The sequence below is a fragment of the Dolichospermum lemmermannii CS-548 genome (genome assembly GCF_028330815.1).
In the GTDB taxonomy this organism is placed as follows: Bacteria; Cyanobacteriota; Cyanobacteriia; order Cyanobacteriales; family Nostocaceae; genus Dolichospermum; species Dolichospermum lemmermannii.
Genome location: NZ_JAQMTJ010000314.1, coordinates 1 through 17,945, shown reverse-complemented (window position 1 = coordinate 17,945; position 17,945 = coordinate 1). Strand labels below are relative to the sequence as shown.

The window sequence follows — 17,945 nt, the reverse complement described above, 5'->3', positions numbered from 1 at the left end:
AAATTCAAATCTCTCTTATTCAGTCCGAATTTTAAGAAAAATATAATAAATGATTAATTTTTATTTAAAATTGCGGTAAAAATCCAATTTTCTGCCGAAAAGCTGTGGAAAACTTTAATTTATTATTTATGAGTTTCATGGAGTATCATTATTTTGTAAAAATTGAGGATGGGTTTTCCACAGTTTTTCCACAGGGAAGCATCAATAATACTTATCTTTTTAGATCAGGAGCATTGACAAATGGACGAATTTATGAATGCGGCAATTTTGGAAGCTCAACAAGGTAGACAAGAAGGGGGAATTCCCATTGGTTCTGTGCTGGTTAAGGATGGTAAAATTGTCGGACGCGGACACAATAAGCGCGTGCAAGACGGTGATCCTGTGACTCATGCGGAAATTGATTGCCTCCGCAATGCAGGGAGAATTGGTAACTACAGAGGTACGATACTTTACTCTACATTAATGCCTTGTTATTTGTGTGCTGGTGCTGTGGTGCAATTTGGCATTAAAAAAGTTATTGCTGGAGAATCAAAGACTTTTTCGGGTGCGAAGGAGTTTATGGTATCTCATGGTGTGGAAGTAGTGGATTTAAATTTAGATGAATGTGAACAAATGATGAGTGATTTTATTACGACTAACCCGGAACTTTGGGATGAAGATATTGGTTGCGATTCGTTGTTAGTTGAATAACGGTAATCAGTCTGTACATACAAGCATAATTCAAGTTACAATACTAAATAGAGTTCAAATTAAAAATATGACTCACATCACATCGAAAAAAGTGGTAAGAAGAGGAAGAATTTTTCCTGAATTGACTATATCACCAGAAGAATTAGCTAGACGAGAAGCGGAAGATGAAATATTTTATCAACGTTGTCGGGCAATTTTTAATCGTGTCCGTTCTGAATATATCGAAAGTCACTATGGTTGGTATATTTCCATAGAACCAAATAGTGGGGAATATTTAATTGATCAGGATAGAATGCAATCTCATAAAAGAATGTTGGAAAAATATCCTCAAGCTAGACACTTCGTTTTTTGTTTGAATGAAACGGGGACAACTGGCACAATATGATAGAGGGTTACTTTGGAGAAAATGGGCAATTATTTTTTGAGATTGAATTAGTTACTAATGATGGCTTGAATCTTGCTGTAGATGCCCTATTCGATAGTGGTTTTGCAGGTTTTATGGCTATTAATACACAAGATTTAGATGGTTTAGAATGGTTGTATAGTGGGGAGGAAATGTTACGGACTGCTAAAGGTGAATCAAAATTTCAGATTTATTTAGGTCAAGTGATATTAGACGGAAAGCAGTATCAAATTCCTGTGAATGTGGGTAAAGGAATTAATGAAGTTTTGCTTGGTTCTGAGTGGTTGAAGTTTTTGCGGTTGGTGGTGGATTTTCCAGAGAGTATTTTGACTTTGGGATAATTTTTTATTTCGCGCAAAGTCGCAAAGGAGCAAAGACGCAAAGGAAGAATTGCAAGAACAAAGGTTTTTGTAATGTTACCTATTGACAAATGATAAGGTTTACGTATAATAGTACGTAATATCATCTTCAGATTAAGTCAGCGTTTCTTGAAAACGCGGGTATCATGTCAATGGCAATTTTTAGCAATGCTTACTCAGATGAGTTAGTGACAGCTACTGAGTTAAATCGTCAACCTGGAAAGGTTCTAGATAAGGCTTATGAACACCCAATTACTATTACTAGAAATGACCAATCTTTTGCGCTGTTGCGTCGTGAAGATGTGGCTTATTTAGTGAAGGGGGTAACACAAAGTAAGGCTGTTTTTGAGGCGTTATCGGTTGCGTTTCGGTTATTGTTAGGACAAAAAATAGGTTATGAGCATCCTTATGGATGGTTGCGGGTTTTTGATGCGGATGAATTGCAAGAGTTTATTAAAGAAGTGAGTGAGGCTTTTCGCTTAACTGATACTTCTAATGAGGCTTGGGATTTGATTGATGCTATTATTTATGAATGGAAAGAAAGTTCTATAGCTATTATTAGTCCTGAGTTAGCAGCAGCTTTTAATGATGATCAGGTGAAATCATGAATATCCAAATTAAACCGGAATTAGAGCAAATTATTCAAGCGCAAATTGCTACGGGTAGATATACAAATCCTGAAGATGTGATTAGTAAGGCTTTGAAGTTGCTTTTGGAGTGGGATAAGGGTTATCAGAATTGGGTGGAGGAAACACGGGAAAAGGTTGATGTTGCTATTGAACAATTGGATAGAGGGGAAGGTATTGATGGAGATATTGTGATTTCACAATTGCGGGATAAGTTGCGTCAAGCGAGAGAAATACAAGGATGAAAATACATATTATCTCTCCAGAAGCTAATCGAGATTTATCAGAAATTATTGATTATTTTGCAAATAGAAATATTGATGCTGGAGAGCGTTTTGTTGATGAGTTTGAGAAAAAATGTAAATATTTAGCTAATTTCCCTAATATGGGGCGTAGCTACGAAAATATTAAGGTTGATTTGCGAGGTGTTCCTTTGGATGGTTACGTTATTCTTTATCGAGTTATTAATGGTGGGATTGAAATTGTGCGTGTAGTTAGTGGTTATCGAAATCTGGAATCTTTGTTTACAGAATCAATGGATGATTGAAACTTTATCTCACGCAAAGGCGGGTTTTGTCTGTGTAGACGCGAATTATATTCGCTGGGTGTTTCAATATTTTTTGTTTCGCGCAAAGTCGCAAAGGAGCAAAGACGCAAAGTAATACAAGTATCATAATATATGATATACAAATAAACAAGGTTGAATAAGCTAACTTTACTTAATTAGTGATTAAAGAGGTATTTCTATGATATATATCATTACCATTTTGATAGCTATAATCTTAATTATGAGCTATCTTTTATTTACAAAGGATAACAACCAGCAACAGAAGATTGACACGCAAGGTTTTCGGAATGTAGCTAAATATAATTTAATTATTAAAGTTTTTTTAGATATATTTTCTCAATCTCAGCAGTTGAATACAAAATTTGAAAAATTGACTGGTGACAATGAATCTTTAAAACAGGAGATTCATAAATTTGAACAACAAATTACTATTTTACATCAGGAATATCAAACAATATTAGAACTGACTAATAAATTACAGATACAAAATACTATCTTTAATCAAAGAAATCAAGACTTAGAAACAAACCAAAAATCATTTATTCAAAAATTAGGTGGTATTGTTTATAAGGAAAATTTAGAAGACAAAACATGGGATTTAGTTTTGGAAAAAACTCAGGTGTTAATGAATGAGCGAAATGAAGCATTGATAAAAATTCAAGCTTTTAACCGAGAAAATGAAGTTCTTAAACAAGAAAATAAATTTCTTACTCAAGAGAAAAATAACTTTAATCAATCTCAAGAAATTTTCAAGTCTATAATCACTACAAAAGATGGTGATATTAATTCCTTAACACAGAAGTTGATGGGTTTAGAATTTAAAGTTAATGAGTTACAATCTAAACCTGATCATACTATTGAGTTACAGAATATTCAAAGTGAATTAAATAAGGTTCAATCTTTAATAATTCAGAAGGATGCTTGTATTCAAACTCTAGAAATAGAAAAAGCTGCCAATTTACAAAACATCTCATTATTAGAAGCAAATGTTATTACTCAAAAATATAATTTTGAATTATTGACACAAGAAAAAAATACTTTGAATAATCATGTTAAACAATTGGAAGGTGAAATTCAATCTTTAAATGATAAAATTAGAGATTTTGATAAAGTTAGTGATAATTCTGGTTATATAGAAACTTTACAAGTTCAGATTGCTCAAAAAGATCATGATATCCACAAGTTAGAATTTGAAAATAATCAAAATATTCAAACAATTCAGCAGTTGAAAATAAATCTCGCTGAAAAAGAATCACAGTTAACAACAACTGCACAGGATAACAATGATTTAGATATTTATAATCGTACTCAACAATTAGAACAGAAGATTCGTTCTTTAACTGAGAAGCTAAGAGATGTTGAATGGGAGTTGAGCGTAAGCAAGTTTCAGGTTAGTAATAATAGTAGTTTGATAGAAGAATTACGAAAACAGATTTCTCAAAAAAATGCTTCTATCAAAAAATTAGAATATGAAAATTCTGAAAATATTGAAAGTCTCAAATGGTTAGCAGATAATCTTAATGAAAAAGAAGCCCAAATCAAATTGATCACACGAGAGAAACTTGAGTTAGATAGTTGTGTTAAAGAATTAGAAAGAGAAAAAACTATATTGAGTCAGAAGTTAATAGATGCCGAATTAGAAGTTAAGAAGTTAAAACAAAGAAGTAACCATAGTAGTTCGGTGGATGAATTACAAAAACAGATTGCTGAAAAAGATACTTATATTCAGAATTTGGAATTGGAAAAAGAGGATTTAGAGCAGTATCTAGAATATATAGAAATATTTGGTTCAGAAGATTTAGAAAATTATGAATATATATATATAAATTGTTATTATGTAGAAAAGTTGGAACGGTACATAGAATATTTACAACAGTATCTATAAAGATTTTGAGAAGTATTATCTAGAGGATTTAGAACAGCATCAATTTCTAATTGATGAAGAATGTCAAGAAAATGAAATACTCAATATAGCTTCAAATATCAGTTCATAGGGTGCATTAAGAGCGCGACGTAACAGACATTAATTCATGAGATTAAATTTTATCAATCTTGGTGCGTTACGCTTCGCTAAAACACCCTACTTTCTGAATCAGGATTTCCAGGATTTAAGGATTTACAGGATGAAGAAAAAACTAATCTTTAAAATCTGAAATATTCCCAGATAAATATTCATACAAAATCCTGTTAATCCTCTAATCCTCGGTATCCTGATTCAGACAAAAAATATTTGTAATTTAAACAAACCAATTCTCATTCTATCCTCTCTTTGCGTCTTTGCTCCTTAGCGTCTTTGCGCGAAACAAAAAAAGGGATAAGCAAAACGCCTATCCCCAAAAAAGCAACTAATCATCAAGTTACCAAAATCCAACAATTGAATAAAAAATCTAAACCGATGCAAAATCAGTAAACTGTCTCACATAAGGTGATCTAAAACCTAAAACAATATCTGTTTTTGGTACACCTAACTCTACCAACTCATTAGCTACTCCTTCCTCTGTAAAATCACACTGTATCCAGATTTTTCCATCCTTAATATCAACATGAATCACCGAACCATAAGTTCGTTTTTCACCTTCCCAACCTAGATGAATTACTAAATAGTGATTTTTTTGATTATCAAATATTAATTGTATTTCTGTTCCCTTAGCTAAATGACTTTCTGTATGTCTTGCTAATACAGTCTGTACCAATTCAGGATAATTTATTCCTTCCATAAAACAATCTCCTCTTTGCTAATTTCAAATATCAATAATTTTAATTTATGTTCAGCAATTATTTCTTGAATCACAGGTATTAGAAAAAAAGCTGTATAGATTTCATAACTAATTGCTAAATATAAAATACGATCAGGTGCTTCTTTTCTTAAAACAGAACGGTAGTTAAGTGTTTGTCCTAAAGCCGTATGAAATTCACTGATAGCTGATTTTCCCAAAAAAGATTTTATTTCAACTGCTATTTTTTCTCCTTCCTTTTCTGCTGTTAAAAGTCTTTCTGCTCCTAAATCAAGACGAAATTCTATAGTATCTACTATAAATCTTAAAGGATCATCAGTAATTAACCAACCATCTTTTTCTAAAGCTAACCTAACTGCATTGTGAAAAAAATCTTTTGCTGACATAAAAACTTATAATAACACCCTCCATCCCATTATATCCTCCCTCTGCGCTCTCTGCGTCTCTGCGGTTCGTTAAAAAAAGGGATAAGCAAAAAGCCTATCCCCAAAAAATCAACTAATTAATAACTTACGTTCCAGACTGCCAAGAATTGGTATAGTCAATTTGATCTGCTGTCAAACTATCAATGAAAATGCCCATAGCTTGCAACTTCAAACGAGCAATTTCTTCATCCACATCTCTAGGAATAGAATGCAAACCAGCAGCTAAACTACCCTTATTCTTCACCAGGTATTCAACAGCTAAAGCTTGGTTAGCAAAACTCATATCCATAACTGCGCTGGGGTGTCCTTCAGCAGCAGCCAAATTAATCAAACGTCCTTGTCCGAGAACGACAACGGATTTACCATTTGTCAACTTATACTCTTCAGTGAAAGGACGGACATCCTTGATTTCCTTAGCATTAGCAGCTAAGTATTTCAAATCAAGTTCCAAATCAAAGTGACCAGAGTTACAAACAATAGCACCGTCTTTCATCACATCGAAGTGTTCACCGCGAACGACGTGCTTGTTACCTGTGACAGTAATGAAGATATCACCGTGAGGCGCTGCTTCTGCCATTGGGAGGACGCGGAAACCATCCATAACGGCTTCAATAGCCTTGATGTGGTCAATTTCGGTGACGATGACGTTTGCACCCATGCCACGGGCGCGCTGGGCTGTACCCTTACCACACCAGCCATAACCGACAACTACAACAGTTTTACCAGCTAACAAGATATTTGTAGCGCGGATAATTCCATCTAAGGTAGATTGACCAGTACCATAGCGATTATCAAAGAAGTGCTTGGTGTCTGCGTCGTTGACGTTCATCGCAGGGAATGTAAGAACGCCTTCGTTAAACATGGCGCGTAACCGGACGATACCAGTTGTGGTTTCTTCGGTACTACCAATCAAATCAGCTATTTGGTTTTGACGATGTTGAACCAATTCTGCTACCACGTCGCTACCGTCATCAACAATGATGTTGGGGCGGTGATCTAAGGCTATTTGGACGTGACGGCTATAGGTAGCGGCATCTTCGCCTTTTTGAGCAAATACGGAAATTTCATGATCAGCTACAAGACTTGCAGCTACGTCATCTTGAGTTGATAAGGGGTTACTAGCAATTAAAACTGCATCAGCACCACCAGCTTTAAGAGCGATCGCTAAATGTGCTGTTTCTGTGGTCACGTGGGCGCAAGCGGAAATACGCAATCCAGCAAAGGGCTTTTCTTTCTCAAAGCGATCGCGGATTTGCTTCAATACGGGCATTTCTCGTCCAGCCCATTCAATCCGTTGTCTTCCCAAGGGAGCGAGTCCGAGGTCTTTAACCTCGTGCTTTAATCTGGGAGTGGTTGCAGTCATGAAAATTATCCTTTAAAAAAATGAAACAGGTTTATAAACCTTTACGTACTTTAACAAGGTTTTCTCATTACTAGCCATATTTTCTGAGAATTAGTAATCAGCTAGTCAAAAAGTCCTGTGAACTAGCTTCACCTCTGATATGAGCCGTGTTAACACTAGATCGGGCTTTTTCTTTTTTCATCATTCTCTGGTAAGAATATAGCAACGACTTAGGACATAGGCGACAGGATATTAATTATTCCCCTATTCCCATTGGTGTCAACTTCAGGTAAAACCGACAACCCAACTGGGAATTAATTCCCAGTCTGATAGCAAAAGTCATCTCAAGATGACTAAAGAAACCAAAAATTACTTAGTAAACTTTAGTTTACTTTAGCTATTAGCCCGGAACTTAAGTTCCGGACGGGTGTGGAAGCCTTCAATCACACAAGGAGGTATTTTAGTGATACTTCGATTTTTAGCGGTAGCAGGGACAATGGTAATTACCATCGGTTCTGTCACCAAAGCCACAGCCCAGTTTTCTCCTTTACCTTTTCTGCCCACTCCCAGTAGTTCAAGCAATAAGGTAGATGATAAGATGGTATCTGGCTGGATTAATTTAGATGGTCGTCCTTTATTTAGCATCACTGCCTCAAAAACCAAATTTCCCGAACGTTTTCAAAACATTCAACAGAATTTACAGGATATCACCCATAATTATTTACAGGCATCTGCAACAGAAGTTAAAGTGCAGAATCGCACAGTTAAAGGATTACCGACGATTTTTGTTAATGACCAATACCTGATGACCATCACCTACGAAGATGTTGGACAGGCAAACCCGTTAACATTAGCAAATCAAATTAGTGATGACTTAAAACAACACCTGCAACAAGCCAAACAAGAACGACAAACTCGGTTTTTAATTCAGCAAGGTGAAATTGCTGCTGTGGGGACACTGGCAATGATCATCATCAGTTGGGGTGTCAGGCGTTGGCAAAAGCGTTTAAGCAAGAATGCAGCCGATTCTATCCCGGCTATTTCCAAAGATACTGCACCAATTACCAAATTATTAAATCAACAACAACAGCAGCATCTTCAAGAAGTCAAAACCAGACTATTTCAAATAGCCCAAGCAGGGATTTGGGGCAGTGGTAGTTTAATTATTTTAGGACTATTTCCCTACACACGCGCCTTCCAAATTGGGATTCTCACCATTGCCCAAATTCCCATTAAATTAACTATTGTCGCGGTGGGAACTTATGTAGCTGTGCGGTTTACCTATGCCTTAATAGATCATTTTACCTCAACCATAGTGAGTGGTGGGGCTTTATTAACTCCAGAAACATCCGAACGTTTGCAGTTGAGAATATCCACATTTTCCGGCGTAACTAAAAGTATCACTACGATTATTTTTGTGGGTGCAGGTAGCTTACTAGCTTTGATATCTTTGGGGATAGATATCGTTCCGCTGTTAGCTGGTGCTGGTTTAGTCGGTGTGGCTATATCCCTCGCTTCCCAAAACTTAATCAAAGACGCAATTAACGGCTTTTTGATTATTTTTGAAGACCAATATGCCTTGGGTGATATGATTACTGTGGGTACTGTGGGCGGTTTGGTGGAAAAGTTGAATCTGCGAATGACTCAAGTTCGAGATTCGGAAGGACGCTTAATTACTATCCCCAATAGTGAGGTGAAGATTGTAGCTAATCTTTCTAGTCGTTGGTCACGGGCTGATTTAAGTATTCCGGTTTCTTACCAAGCGGATGTAGATGAGGCTTTGCAGTTAATTGAAGATGTGGGTTTGGAGATGAGTCAAGATCCCAAATGGAAACATCAAATTCTGGAAAAGCCAAATGTTTTGGGTGTTGAGCATTTTAGCGATCGCGGTGTGATGATTCGTGTCTGGATCAAAACCCAACCGCTTAAACAATGGAACGTAGCGCGAGAATATCGTCGTCGCCTAAAAATCACCTTAGACGCAGCCGGAATTTATATTCCCGTACCGCAACAAGCAAATTGGATTAATGAGGTCCAGTTATTGAATTCTCAGGATGAGTTTTCCACAAGTGCAACATCAGAAACTTAAATTATCAAGTTTCTTTAGTCACATAACCATCTTTCATCTCCATCAAGAAAATCGTAGAGGCGTTTTATGGAACGTCTTTGCGTTTTTGTATATTTCTATGTAAAGTAGCTTTTCTTATTAAAGGCAATTTTTGATGATTCTCTTGCCATTTTAGTAAATTTGTACTATACTATGGAAATAGTCTTCAAACCTGGAAAGACTTATGGAATAAGGATTTTAAGGACTACACCTATGATGAAGCATTATATTCTCAATCTTAACCCCACAGCCAAGCATGAATGGGATCGTTGTATTATCCGTGATCCTTTAACCGCAAAACGTCCAGATATAGCTAAAATAATTTCTGAAGCCATAGGTGCAGATACAGGTAGTTATTTGGTCAGTGTAAATATTGAAGTCACGGTATTACAGGAAGCGCCAATACCATCACCAGAACAGCTTTCTCTACCGTTTCCAGAAGTGTCTGTACCCACCCCATTGAGGGAAGCAGCGTAGAGATCCCCGACTTCTTAAAGAAGTCGGGGATCTGGGATTTGTGGTGTTTACCCTTCTATAATTTTAATCTCTTCTGGTGTTAATTCATAAAGTTGATAAACTAGCTGATCTATTTCTGTTTCTAATGCGGTTGTATCTGCTTTTGGATCTGATTTTTTAGCGGTGAGAATTTGATCAACAATTGCAGTAATATTTATATATTCAGGTTTATATTCAGGAACTGGGAAAGTTGATAAAGTTTCTGTATTAATTTTCGGAAAAGCGGTTCTGTCTAAATTCACATTTTGGGACTTTAATACAGATGCACAAAGTTTAGAACAAATAATTGCTAAATAGAATTTAACATTTATTGTGTTATTTTTAGGTTTTAATGTAATCACATCTGTATTACATATCATAGTTTCATTTGTATAAGTTGCATCTAATGTTGTTTTGGAAACAATTCTTTGAATTAAGATTCTTTTCCCTTCAAACATTGATATTGAACGTGGAGCAGCTAAATTTTCCCCATACTTTACATAATAATCATCAATTTTAAGTCTATATTTTTGAATATTTCTTGCTCTGAGTAGTCTAATATAGCTTTCTTCTATTTTTAATTCAGATTCATAAATTTTATTTTTACCATCATTTTTACTCTGTGAAGGATTTCCTTTTCCTACCTCATATAATTTTGCTCCAAATTTTAAATCAAATAAATTTCCTATCAAGCTTTCTGCATTTATTTTAATTTTGTCTTCAAATGATAAGGTTAGTTCTGGATCTAAATTTGAAATAACTATTTTTTCATCGTAGCTCCAATTAGAAAACATAACTGCATCTAATCGCTTATCAATCGTAGAAATATCACGATCAATACTACGGATACGTAGGGCTTGATTATTTGATTCTTTATTTGAAAACAATAATAATGTTTCAACTACTGCACTTTCAAAAATACTATATATATTGATAATATCTGTTGTTTGATTCTCTTTAAATAGAAATTCTCTCAGCTTTTTATCATATTTAGTTGCTAACCAATAATTTGGAATTATCAAGCAAAGGTTTCCTTTTAATTTTAAAAGTTTTATTCCCAGTTCGCTAAATATTCCAAAAGTGTTGATTTGATATTCTGTAGTTTTATACTTTTCATAATAAATTGCTTTTTCTCTTTCAGATAAATTTTTAGATGGTACATAAGGAGGATTACCAATTACCACATCAAAACCGACAAAAACACCTTCATTATTCAAAACTTCAGGAAACTCAAAACGCCATTCTAGAGCATTTTCATAAATCTTACCACCTTCTATATCCTCAATCTCAACCCGTAACTTATCAATCTCATTATTTAACTTAGAAATTTTTTTCTCCCGTTTTGTTGTTTCAGCTTTTGTTTCTGGAATAAAAAAAGTTTGATGTGTTAAATTATGAACTTCTCCTTCTAACTTTCTTAACTTAGTTTTATTTGGATCACTTAATTGTAATGTTATTTTAAAATTACCTTTAATATCATTAATCAATCTTTCCATTTCCCGCTTTTGCTCTTTATTTTCAGCATTACGGTAAGTTTGGACAGCATTTCTATAAGTTTCTATACTGCATTTATTTTTACTTAAAGCAGTTCGCAAATCAGCATCTAAAGAAAACCGACTAATTAAAGAATTACCACATTTAATATTAATATCAATATTGGGTAAAGTTTCCAATTCTCCTATATTCCCCTCTCCTGGGAGGAGAGGGGTTAGGGGTGAGGTCTTATAATAAGCATTTTTCAACAGTTCAATCCATAACCGCAACCGACATATTTTCACAGAGTTGGGATTTATATCCACACCAAATAAACAATTTTCAATAATCGTTTGTTTTTCATGAAATAGCGTTTCTTGTACTCGTTGACTTTCCTTGCTTTTAGGATTGTAATCAAATAATAACTTTTCATCATCAATCACAATCAATTCATCATTGACAACTTCAATATCATATTCTTTTAATCTTTTACCTTCCCTATCAAGTAAAATCTTCAATTCGCTTTTAATCGCAATAATTTCATTCAAAGCCGAAACTAAAAAATGTCCTGAACCCACAGCAGGATCACATATTTTCAAACTATTGATAATTCTATTAGCTTCTTTTTTATCTTCTATCTTTTCATATAAATCATCAATATTTTCACAATTCCAACCTTTAACTTCATTAAACTTCTGTATAACTGCTTTTCTAATTGTTTCCCGACACATATACATAGTAATGAAACCGGGAGTAAAGAAAGAACCATCTTTATAACCGTTAATTTTCTCAAAAATCAAACCCAGTACAGACGCATTAATTAACCTTTTATTCTCTTCTTGAATTTCTTCCCCGCTTTCACTACTAAAATCATAAGCATTGAGAAATTCAAAGAGATATTCTAAAGCATTAATTTCACCAATGCGTTTTTTTCCGTTGTTATCTTTTAAGACAGTCGCGGGGAAAATTTCTAGTTTCTCATTTCTAAGATTGTTGATAAAAATGGTGAATTGTTCCATATCTGTTGGTTCAAATAAAGAACTATTTAAATAAGGAACATGAGAGAATATCTTTTTGACACTTTCGGTTCTTTCCTCTTGTTTGCGAGCTAATACGCTGAAGAAAAGACTATTCAGATCATAATAATTTTGGACTTTCTCTAAATTCAAGAATCCGAAAGACGGATCATTTTTATGATATTTGATTAATTGCGCTTCTAATAATTTTAAAAACAGGATTCTATTTACCCAAGTAATTGCTAATTCTAACCCAACGTTAAAAATTTGTTCTTGATAAGTTTCTCCAAATCGTTCTGGCTTTTCTATGCGAGAAATTTTATCTAAACTATCAAGTTGGACAATTGCATTTTCAATCAGTGAACCTGGATTTCTCTCATTTTCCTTTTTGCGTTGAATGAGTTTTTTACCACCTTCTTTAGTTTCTGTTAACCCGATAATATGTAATAATTCGCTGTAAAATCCTTTATCAAGGGTATTGCTATCATTAGCAAAAGGTAATTTTAATAAATGTGATGGTGAAAATAACTTAAACAGTGGGACTAATTTATGATCATGGGGATTTTCACCAGGTTGTAAATATTCCTGACATTCTCGAATATCAAAATATGTAAAAGGAATTTGTTCTTGAATTTCCGCAATAGCAGGTTGAGCAATTTCCTTATAAAAGAAATCCGTTTTTTTACTTGTTAATCTTCCCTCTGCAAAATCTGTAAATTGCTTAACCAGGGTTTTATTTTCAATAAATGCTTTATCAAAACTATTTGCATCAAAAATAAACCATTCATAAATATTAGTAACTATTAAATATTTAACTTCTATATTTTTCTCTATCAGACGTTCCCGCAGAAAATATAAAACCAATTCTTGAAAAGCTTTAGTATTCAAATTATCAACTTTCAGCATTTCACCTTTATTGGTAGGTTTTTTAGCTTCCAGAATTACACCAACACTGGTTTTAGCATCTTTACCATTATGAATAACAAGATCATTTCGTCCCTTAGTATTAATAAAATGATTTGTGCTATAATATGTGTTCTTTAAAAAATCACCAATCAGATTTTTATGAAACTCTTCAGATTCAACTTCATTAATTTTCTCAATGAGACTTTGCAGATTCTTTTTAAAATGCTCAATATCATTTCTATTGGGTTTAACCTTGAGAAAGGCTTTATTTAATGATTCTCTGGGTTGTAGTTTTTGCAAATTCATTTTTCTTAAATGTTTATATTGTAGGTTGGGTTGACGCAAGGAAACTGTCTGATAGCGAAGCGTGGCGCAAGCCATATCAGGATGTCCAGGATTAAAGGATGAGCAGGATAAAAATAGGAATTTTAAGTAATTATTTTTCAAACAACCTCTAATGTACCAATATTTCTTCTCTCCGTGTCCTCCGTGCCTCTGTGGTTCGTTTCAAAAAAGGTACTTGGCACTACTGTCTGGGCTGTAGACAAGATATCGAAATCTCTAAATGACTAAGAGAACTCCACATAATATTTGATAGTTTTGATCATGTTGGGTTGACGCAAGGATACCCAACCCCATACAGGCTTTTAGTTAAGCCCAAAAATTAAACATAGCATTAGCCAATTCTATCTCTAATAGTAGCACAAAAAGTCAAGGGGTATTAATCAATCCTGTAAAAACCTATTTCCGTTAACTTATTGATAATATTCTCAATAATCTTGAGAATAGAGAGAGATATTCTCAATAAACATCAACTTTACCAATTTTGTAAAAATGTTCATTTAAAAAACTTATACTTCTCAAATAACGGTTGGTTGCTTTGGTTGAGACAAGGAAGCACAAAATTTAAATTCAAAATCAAGTCAGGGTAAAGCGCAATGCTAAACCCCTACTTTGCTGCAATTATGCCAAGTGCATAAAAATCATTTTTAGCAATTCAGCGCGAGTAAAAGGTTTAGTTAAATATCCCGAAGCACCGACAAATCTCGCTTTTACCTTATCTATAATTCCCTTATTGCTAGTCACAAAAATAATGGGAATATTTTTAAACAGGGAATTATTGCGGATAATGCGACATAGTTCATAACCATCAATTCCTGCCATATTTAAATCCAGTAAAATCAGATCCGGCTTATGTCGAATAATTGACATAACTGCTTTTACTGGTTCATTAATAGTTACCAAAGTAAAATTCTCATCTTCTAAATAACGGCTGATTTCCTTGAGAATTGTGGGACTATCATCTACAGAGATAATTTTGTAAGTCTTTTGTGTAGTTCTCGGATTGACTTTTACTTTTTGGGAATCAGCATCTATGTTACTATCAACAGTTTCGGGTTGTAAATCATCTGGAGGTAAATCAGCAATGTCTGTTACTAGCTGTTGAACCGCAACATTATTTTCAGAAATAATTAAAGTTTCTGGAGGAGGATCTTTGCTTAGTGCTACATCGGAAATAAATAATTTTTCCTTCACCGATTCTGTGCTATCTTCAGAAAATGGTAATAGACTGCCATTTGTTTTTGGTAATTTATCAAATGGAGGATCTGGCTCATGTAATACTATCGAACCCTTGACAATATAGGGGTATAAACTTAAAGCTAGTTGCAATTCATCCTGATTCATGATAATCGCTAGATGACGCAAGCTAAAACCCTTCATCCAATTAGTGATATTCTCTTTTAGTGGTGGTAATCTTTTATCCTGAAATTTGCTACTAACTAACAAATATGGACGCTGATAGGGAGAAGAGATATATCTACCAAGATATCGCCAATTTTGTAACTGATTTTGACATTCTTCGATGATAGTATTGATATCTAACTGACAAATTTTTGTCAAATCATGGATTGGTTCTGCTAATTCATAAGTACCTGTTTTAATGAGGATAAACCATTCAATTACCTCTTTAACTAATTCTTGAATAAGTAATGTTGCTTGAGTAGGCAGAAGATGTTGTTCAGTGACAAGCCAGTTAATCGCTTCGTATTCTGGAGGTTGGTTTGGGAAGTGATCATGATCTTCAGCTTCAAACACCAAGCGCATTTGTACGCGCACTTCATTATCTACGAGCGGGATTTGTTGATGGAGACGACGCATTTGTCGTTCTAATCTATCAAAAGGTTCTACGGAATGAGTCGCATAGATAATTTTTCCTTTTTCTATATATATCAACCAAGATACAGAGTTACTAAATGCTTGTAAACAGGTAGTTTCATAACAGTTGCTTAATTGTCTTAATAAACCTGCGGGAGGTAGTTTGGTAAATGTGCCAGTATTTTTCATATTTTTACAATTTTTTGGGCGGATACATCAATATAGTATGGGAAAAGATTAAATATCAGGCTGTAATATGATATCACTGGAAAATATAGTCATGATCACACACAAGTTATTAAATTATGAATATCAACGAAAAACATTTTCTAAAAATTCTCCTACCTAGCGATTTTGAATGTAACAAGTTTTGTAGTTTTTCGTGCTAATTCTTGAGCATTTGCTTAGATAAAAATCTCCTGCTTGTCAGATTTTTCAGCTATTTGATCTTGATAAATCACATAGTAATCCGAGCAAGAATGCTGAGATCTTTCGGATAATTTAAATTCATCAACCGTCAGAATGATATTCGTCCTGTTTGGGGATTTAAAAATAATGAATTTATTTACCTGAAGACAGACGAAATCTCACATAGAATCTTTAAAAATTTATGGAGGTAAATGTATATGTTGATTATAGCACTCAGCTATTGGACAAGAGCAAGAATAGCAAAGAAGAGAAAGTATTCATTTCCTGGAAATTACACCCAGGAAATTAGTTGTAATTCCCTCTGAGTGAGGTTATTCATACTTGAATTATGCAACACTTAGTTATGAGGAGTTGGAGAGATATTTGGCAAATTTACCGCAAATCAATATCTTTACTGAAAAACTCAAGTATTTTCGACAAAATACCATAATTTTAGTCATACTAGCGCTAGAAACTATATACTTTGAGTAAAAGGAAAATAAGACTTTGGATTATAACATAACACAAAAAGTTATGATTGATACGTTTAATCTTGACGAAGTTGTAGAATTTGCGGAAAATCCCGAACCCCGTTGCCCATGCGTGCTATTGCTAGATACCTCCGGCTCAATGCAGGGGGAACGAATCGAAGCTTTAAATCAAGGTTTGTTGAGTTTAAAGGATGAACTGGTAAAAAATTCTCTAGCATCCAGAAGAGTGGAAGTGGCAATTATCACCTTTGATAGTAGTGTAAATGTCGTGCAGGACTTTGTAACTGCTGATCAATTCAATCCGCCAATTCTCACAGCCCAGGGTTTAACCATCATGGGTTCAGCAATTCATAAAGCATTAGATATTATTCAAGAGCGTAAATCCCAATATCGAAATAATGGTATTGCTTACTACCGTCCCTGGGTATTTATGATTACCGATGGTGAACCCCAAGGTGAACTAGATCATGTTGTCGAACAAGCATCCCAAAGACTGCAAGGAGATGAATCTAATAAGCGGGTGGCCTTCTTTACTGTGGGGGTAGACAATGCGAACATGAGCAGATTAAGTCAAATCGCTGTGCGGAGTCCACTCAAGCTAAAAGGATTAAATTTTATTGAGATGTTTGTATGGCTGTCCGCAAGTATGTCAGCGGTATCCCATTCTCAAGTAGATGAACAGGTAGCACTACCACCAATTGGGTGGGGATCTGTTTAGATGAAAATTACAGCTTGTTGTTTAAACTGAACTAGCTGTGGAAAACAAATTATATGAATACATCAAAACAGATTTCTCAATGGCGCATAGTAGCTGCATCTGTATGTGGAACTAGTCACTCAAAAAACCAGCAACTTTGTCAGGATGCTCACCATTGGCAACTATTAGCCAATAATGTGTTGGTAATAGCAGCAGCAGATGGTGCGGGTTCTGCTAAACTAGGAAAGGTGGGATCAATGATTGCTGTAGAAACGGCAATAGAGCATCTTTCTCGCCAAGAGATTACCAGTAATACCCTGGCTAATAATGATTTTTTGGGTTATTTGCTAACTGATGCTATGTTAGCAGCCCGTAAAGCCATAGAAATTGAGGCGGATATTTGTCACAATCAACCTCATGATTTAGCAACTACCTTAATTGTCATGATTGCTACACCAGAAATTGTGGCTGTGGGGCAGGTTGGTGATGGTTTAGCTGTAGCTAAAAATAGTATGGGTAATCTGATAGCCTTAACCATCCCCAGCAACGGTGAATATATCAATCAAACGACCTTTTTAACATCTCCCGATGCCTTAGAGACAGCACAACTGAAAATATGGCGGGAAGAGATAGTTAATGTTGGTGTGCTTACCGATGGGTTACAGATGTTAGCTTTAAATATGATTGTTGGTGAACCTCATAAACCTTTCTTTTTACCTTTATTCGAGTTTGTAGCTAACGCTGAAGATAGAATATTAGCCAAAGAACATCTAATGAGATTTTTAAGCTCTGATAAAATTACTCAGCGGACTGATGATGATTTGACTTTAGTTCTAGCTGCATTTATTAACTCATGAGTTATGGTAATCAGGAATTATTTGCAGGTTGGTGGATAACTCCTACCTCCTCACCAAATAGAACGAAAGGCACGGAAGCCACTTGGCAATAGATGCGTGGAGGAAGTGCCAACGGCGAATTTATTCGCGGTGACATGATAGAATTAATTAGCAAGTAGGAATAACCATCAGCGCAAAGAAGTGTTTTATT

The 17,945-nt window shown here is 34.7% G+C and carries 17 protein-coding genes; 11 read left to right on the top strand and 6 right to left on the bottom strand.

The window, feature by feature from the left end:
• The first annotated feature begins 240 nt into the window (after positions 1–240).
• The 7 genes from PN450_RS22490 to PN450_RS22460 all read left to right on the top strand — a co-directional run bounded on the left by PN450_RS22490 (position 241) and on the right by PN450_RS22460 (position 4,531).
• Positions 241–690, top strand: coding sequence for a nucleoside deaminase (locus PN450_RS22490; protein ID WP_148759637.1), 450 nt, complete (start codon positions 241–243; stop codon positions 688–690).
• A 67-nt stretch (positions 691–757) separates the two neighbouring features.
• Entirely contained in the window at positions 758–1,075 is a 318-nt protein-coding gene (locus PN450_RS22485; RefSeq protein ID WP_148759639.1) for a hypothetical protein, read from the top strand.
• Complete coding sequence (locus PN450_RS22480) at positions 1,072–1,434, top strand: aspartyl protease (protein WP_148759641.1); 363 nt, start codon at positions 1,072–1,074, stop codon at positions 1,432–1,434. Before PN450_RS22485 ends, PN450_RS22480 begins: the two co-directional genes overlap by 4 nt.
• Before the next feature lie 170 nt (positions 1,435–1,604).
• Complete coding sequence (locus PN450_RS22475) at positions 1,605–2,060, top strand: hypothetical protein (protein WP_210422349.1); 456 nt, start codon at positions 1,605–1,607, stop codon at positions 2,058–2,060.
• Positions 2,057–2,323, top strand: coding sequence for a ribbon-helix-helix domain-containing protein (locus tag PN450_RS22470; RefSeq protein ID WP_148759645.1), 267 nt, complete (start codon positions 2,057–2,059; stop codon positions 2,321–2,323). The genes PN450_RS22475 and PN450_RS22470 overlap by 4 nt, the downstream gene beginning before the upstream one ends.
• Positions 2,320–2,625: a type II toxin-antitoxin system RelE/ParE family toxin gene (locus PN450_RS22465; protein WP_148759647.1), complete on the top strand. Its 306-nt coding sequence runs from the start codon at positions 2,320–2,322 to the stop codon at positions 2,623–2,625. Before PN450_RS22470 ends, PN450_RS22465 begins: the two co-directional genes overlap by 4 nt.
• Before the next feature lie 241 nt (positions 2,626–2,866).
• Entirely contained in the window at positions 2,867–4,531 is a 1,665-nt protein-coding gene (locus PN450_RS22460) for a coiled-coil domain-containing protein (protein ID WP_271837607.1), read from the top strand.
• Positions 4,532–5,033: 502 nt separating this feature from the next.
• Here the strand turns inward: PN450_RS22460 and PN450_RS22455 are convergent.
• The 3 genes from PN450_RS22455 to ahcY all read right to left on the bottom strand — a co-directional run bounded on the left by PN450_RS22455 (position 5,034) and on the right by ahcY (position 7,169).
• Positions 5,034–5,363, bottom strand: a complete 330-nt coding sequence (locus PN450_RS22455) for a XisI protein (protein ID WP_213711748.1) — start codon at positions 5,361–5,363, stop codon at positions 5,034–5,036.
• A complete protein-coding gene (locus PN450_RS22450; protein WP_039202650.1) occupies positions 5,351–5,767 on the bottom strand; it encodes a XisH family protein in 417 nt (138 codons plus the stop codon). Before PN450_RS22450 ends, PN450_RS22455 begins: the two co-directional genes overlap by 13 nt.
• 124 nt (positions 5,768–5,891) lie before the next feature.
• Complete coding sequence (ahcY, locus tag PN450_RS22445; protein ID WP_271837606.1) at positions 5,892–7,169, bottom strand: adenosylhomocysteinase; 1,278 nt, start codon at positions 7,167–7,169, stop codon at positions 5,892–5,894.
• Between the two features lie 442 nt (positions 7,170–7,611).
• On the opposite strand from ahcY, the gene PN450_RS22440 reads away from it, so the two are divergent.
• The gene (locus tag PN450_RS22440; protein WP_271837605.1) at positions 7,612–9,237 is read left to right on the top strand and encodes a mechanosensitive ion channel family protein; all 1,626 of its coding nucleotides are present in this window, start codon (positions 7,612–7,614) and stop codon (positions 9,235–9,237) included.
• 231 nt (positions 9,238–9,468) lie between these two features.
• A complete protein-coding gene (locus PN450_RS22435) occupies positions 9,469–9,732 on the top strand; it encodes a hypothetical protein (protein WP_271837604.1) in 264 nt (87 codons plus the stop codon).
• 47 nt (positions 9,733–9,779) lie between these two features.
• On the opposite strand, the gene PN450_RS22430 is transcribed toward PN450_RS22435, so the two are convergent.
• Positions 9,780–13,451: a DUF7149 domain-containing protein gene (locus PN450_RS22430; RefSeq protein WP_271837603.1), complete on the bottom strand. Its 3,672-nt coding sequence runs from the start codon at positions 13,449–13,451 to the stop codon at positions 9,780–9,782.
• A 657-nt stretch (positions 13,452–14,108) separates the two neighbouring features.
• Positions 14,109–15,491 (bottom strand): response regulator, encoded by a 1,383-nt coding sequence (locus PN450_RS22425; protein ID WP_148759678.1) that lies wholly within the window; start codon positions 15,489–15,491, stop codon positions 14,109–14,111.
• A 753-nt stretch (positions 15,492–16,244) separates the two neighbouring features.
• On the opposite strand from PN450_RS22425, the gene PN450_RS22420 reads away from it, so the two are divergent.
• Positions 16,245–16,919, top strand: a complete 675-nt coding sequence (locus tag PN450_RS22420; RefSeq protein WP_148759680.1) for a vWA domain-containing protein — start codon at positions 16,245–16,247, stop codon at positions 16,917–16,919.
• Between the two features lie 53 nt (positions 16,920–16,972).
• A complete protein-coding gene (locus tag PN450_RS22415) occupies positions 16,973–17,755 on the top strand; it encodes a PP2C family serine/threonine-protein phosphatase (RefSeq protein ID WP_015077999.1) in 783 nt (260 codons plus the stop codon).
• A 10-nt stretch (positions 17,756–17,765) separates the two neighbouring features.
• On the opposite strand, the gene PN450_RS22410 is transcribed toward PN450_RS22415, so the two are convergent.
• Positions 17,766–17,945 (bottom strand): hypothetical protein (locus tag PN450_RS22410; RefSeq protein WP_271837602.1); only part of this gene is annotated, 180 nt, incomplete at its 5' end.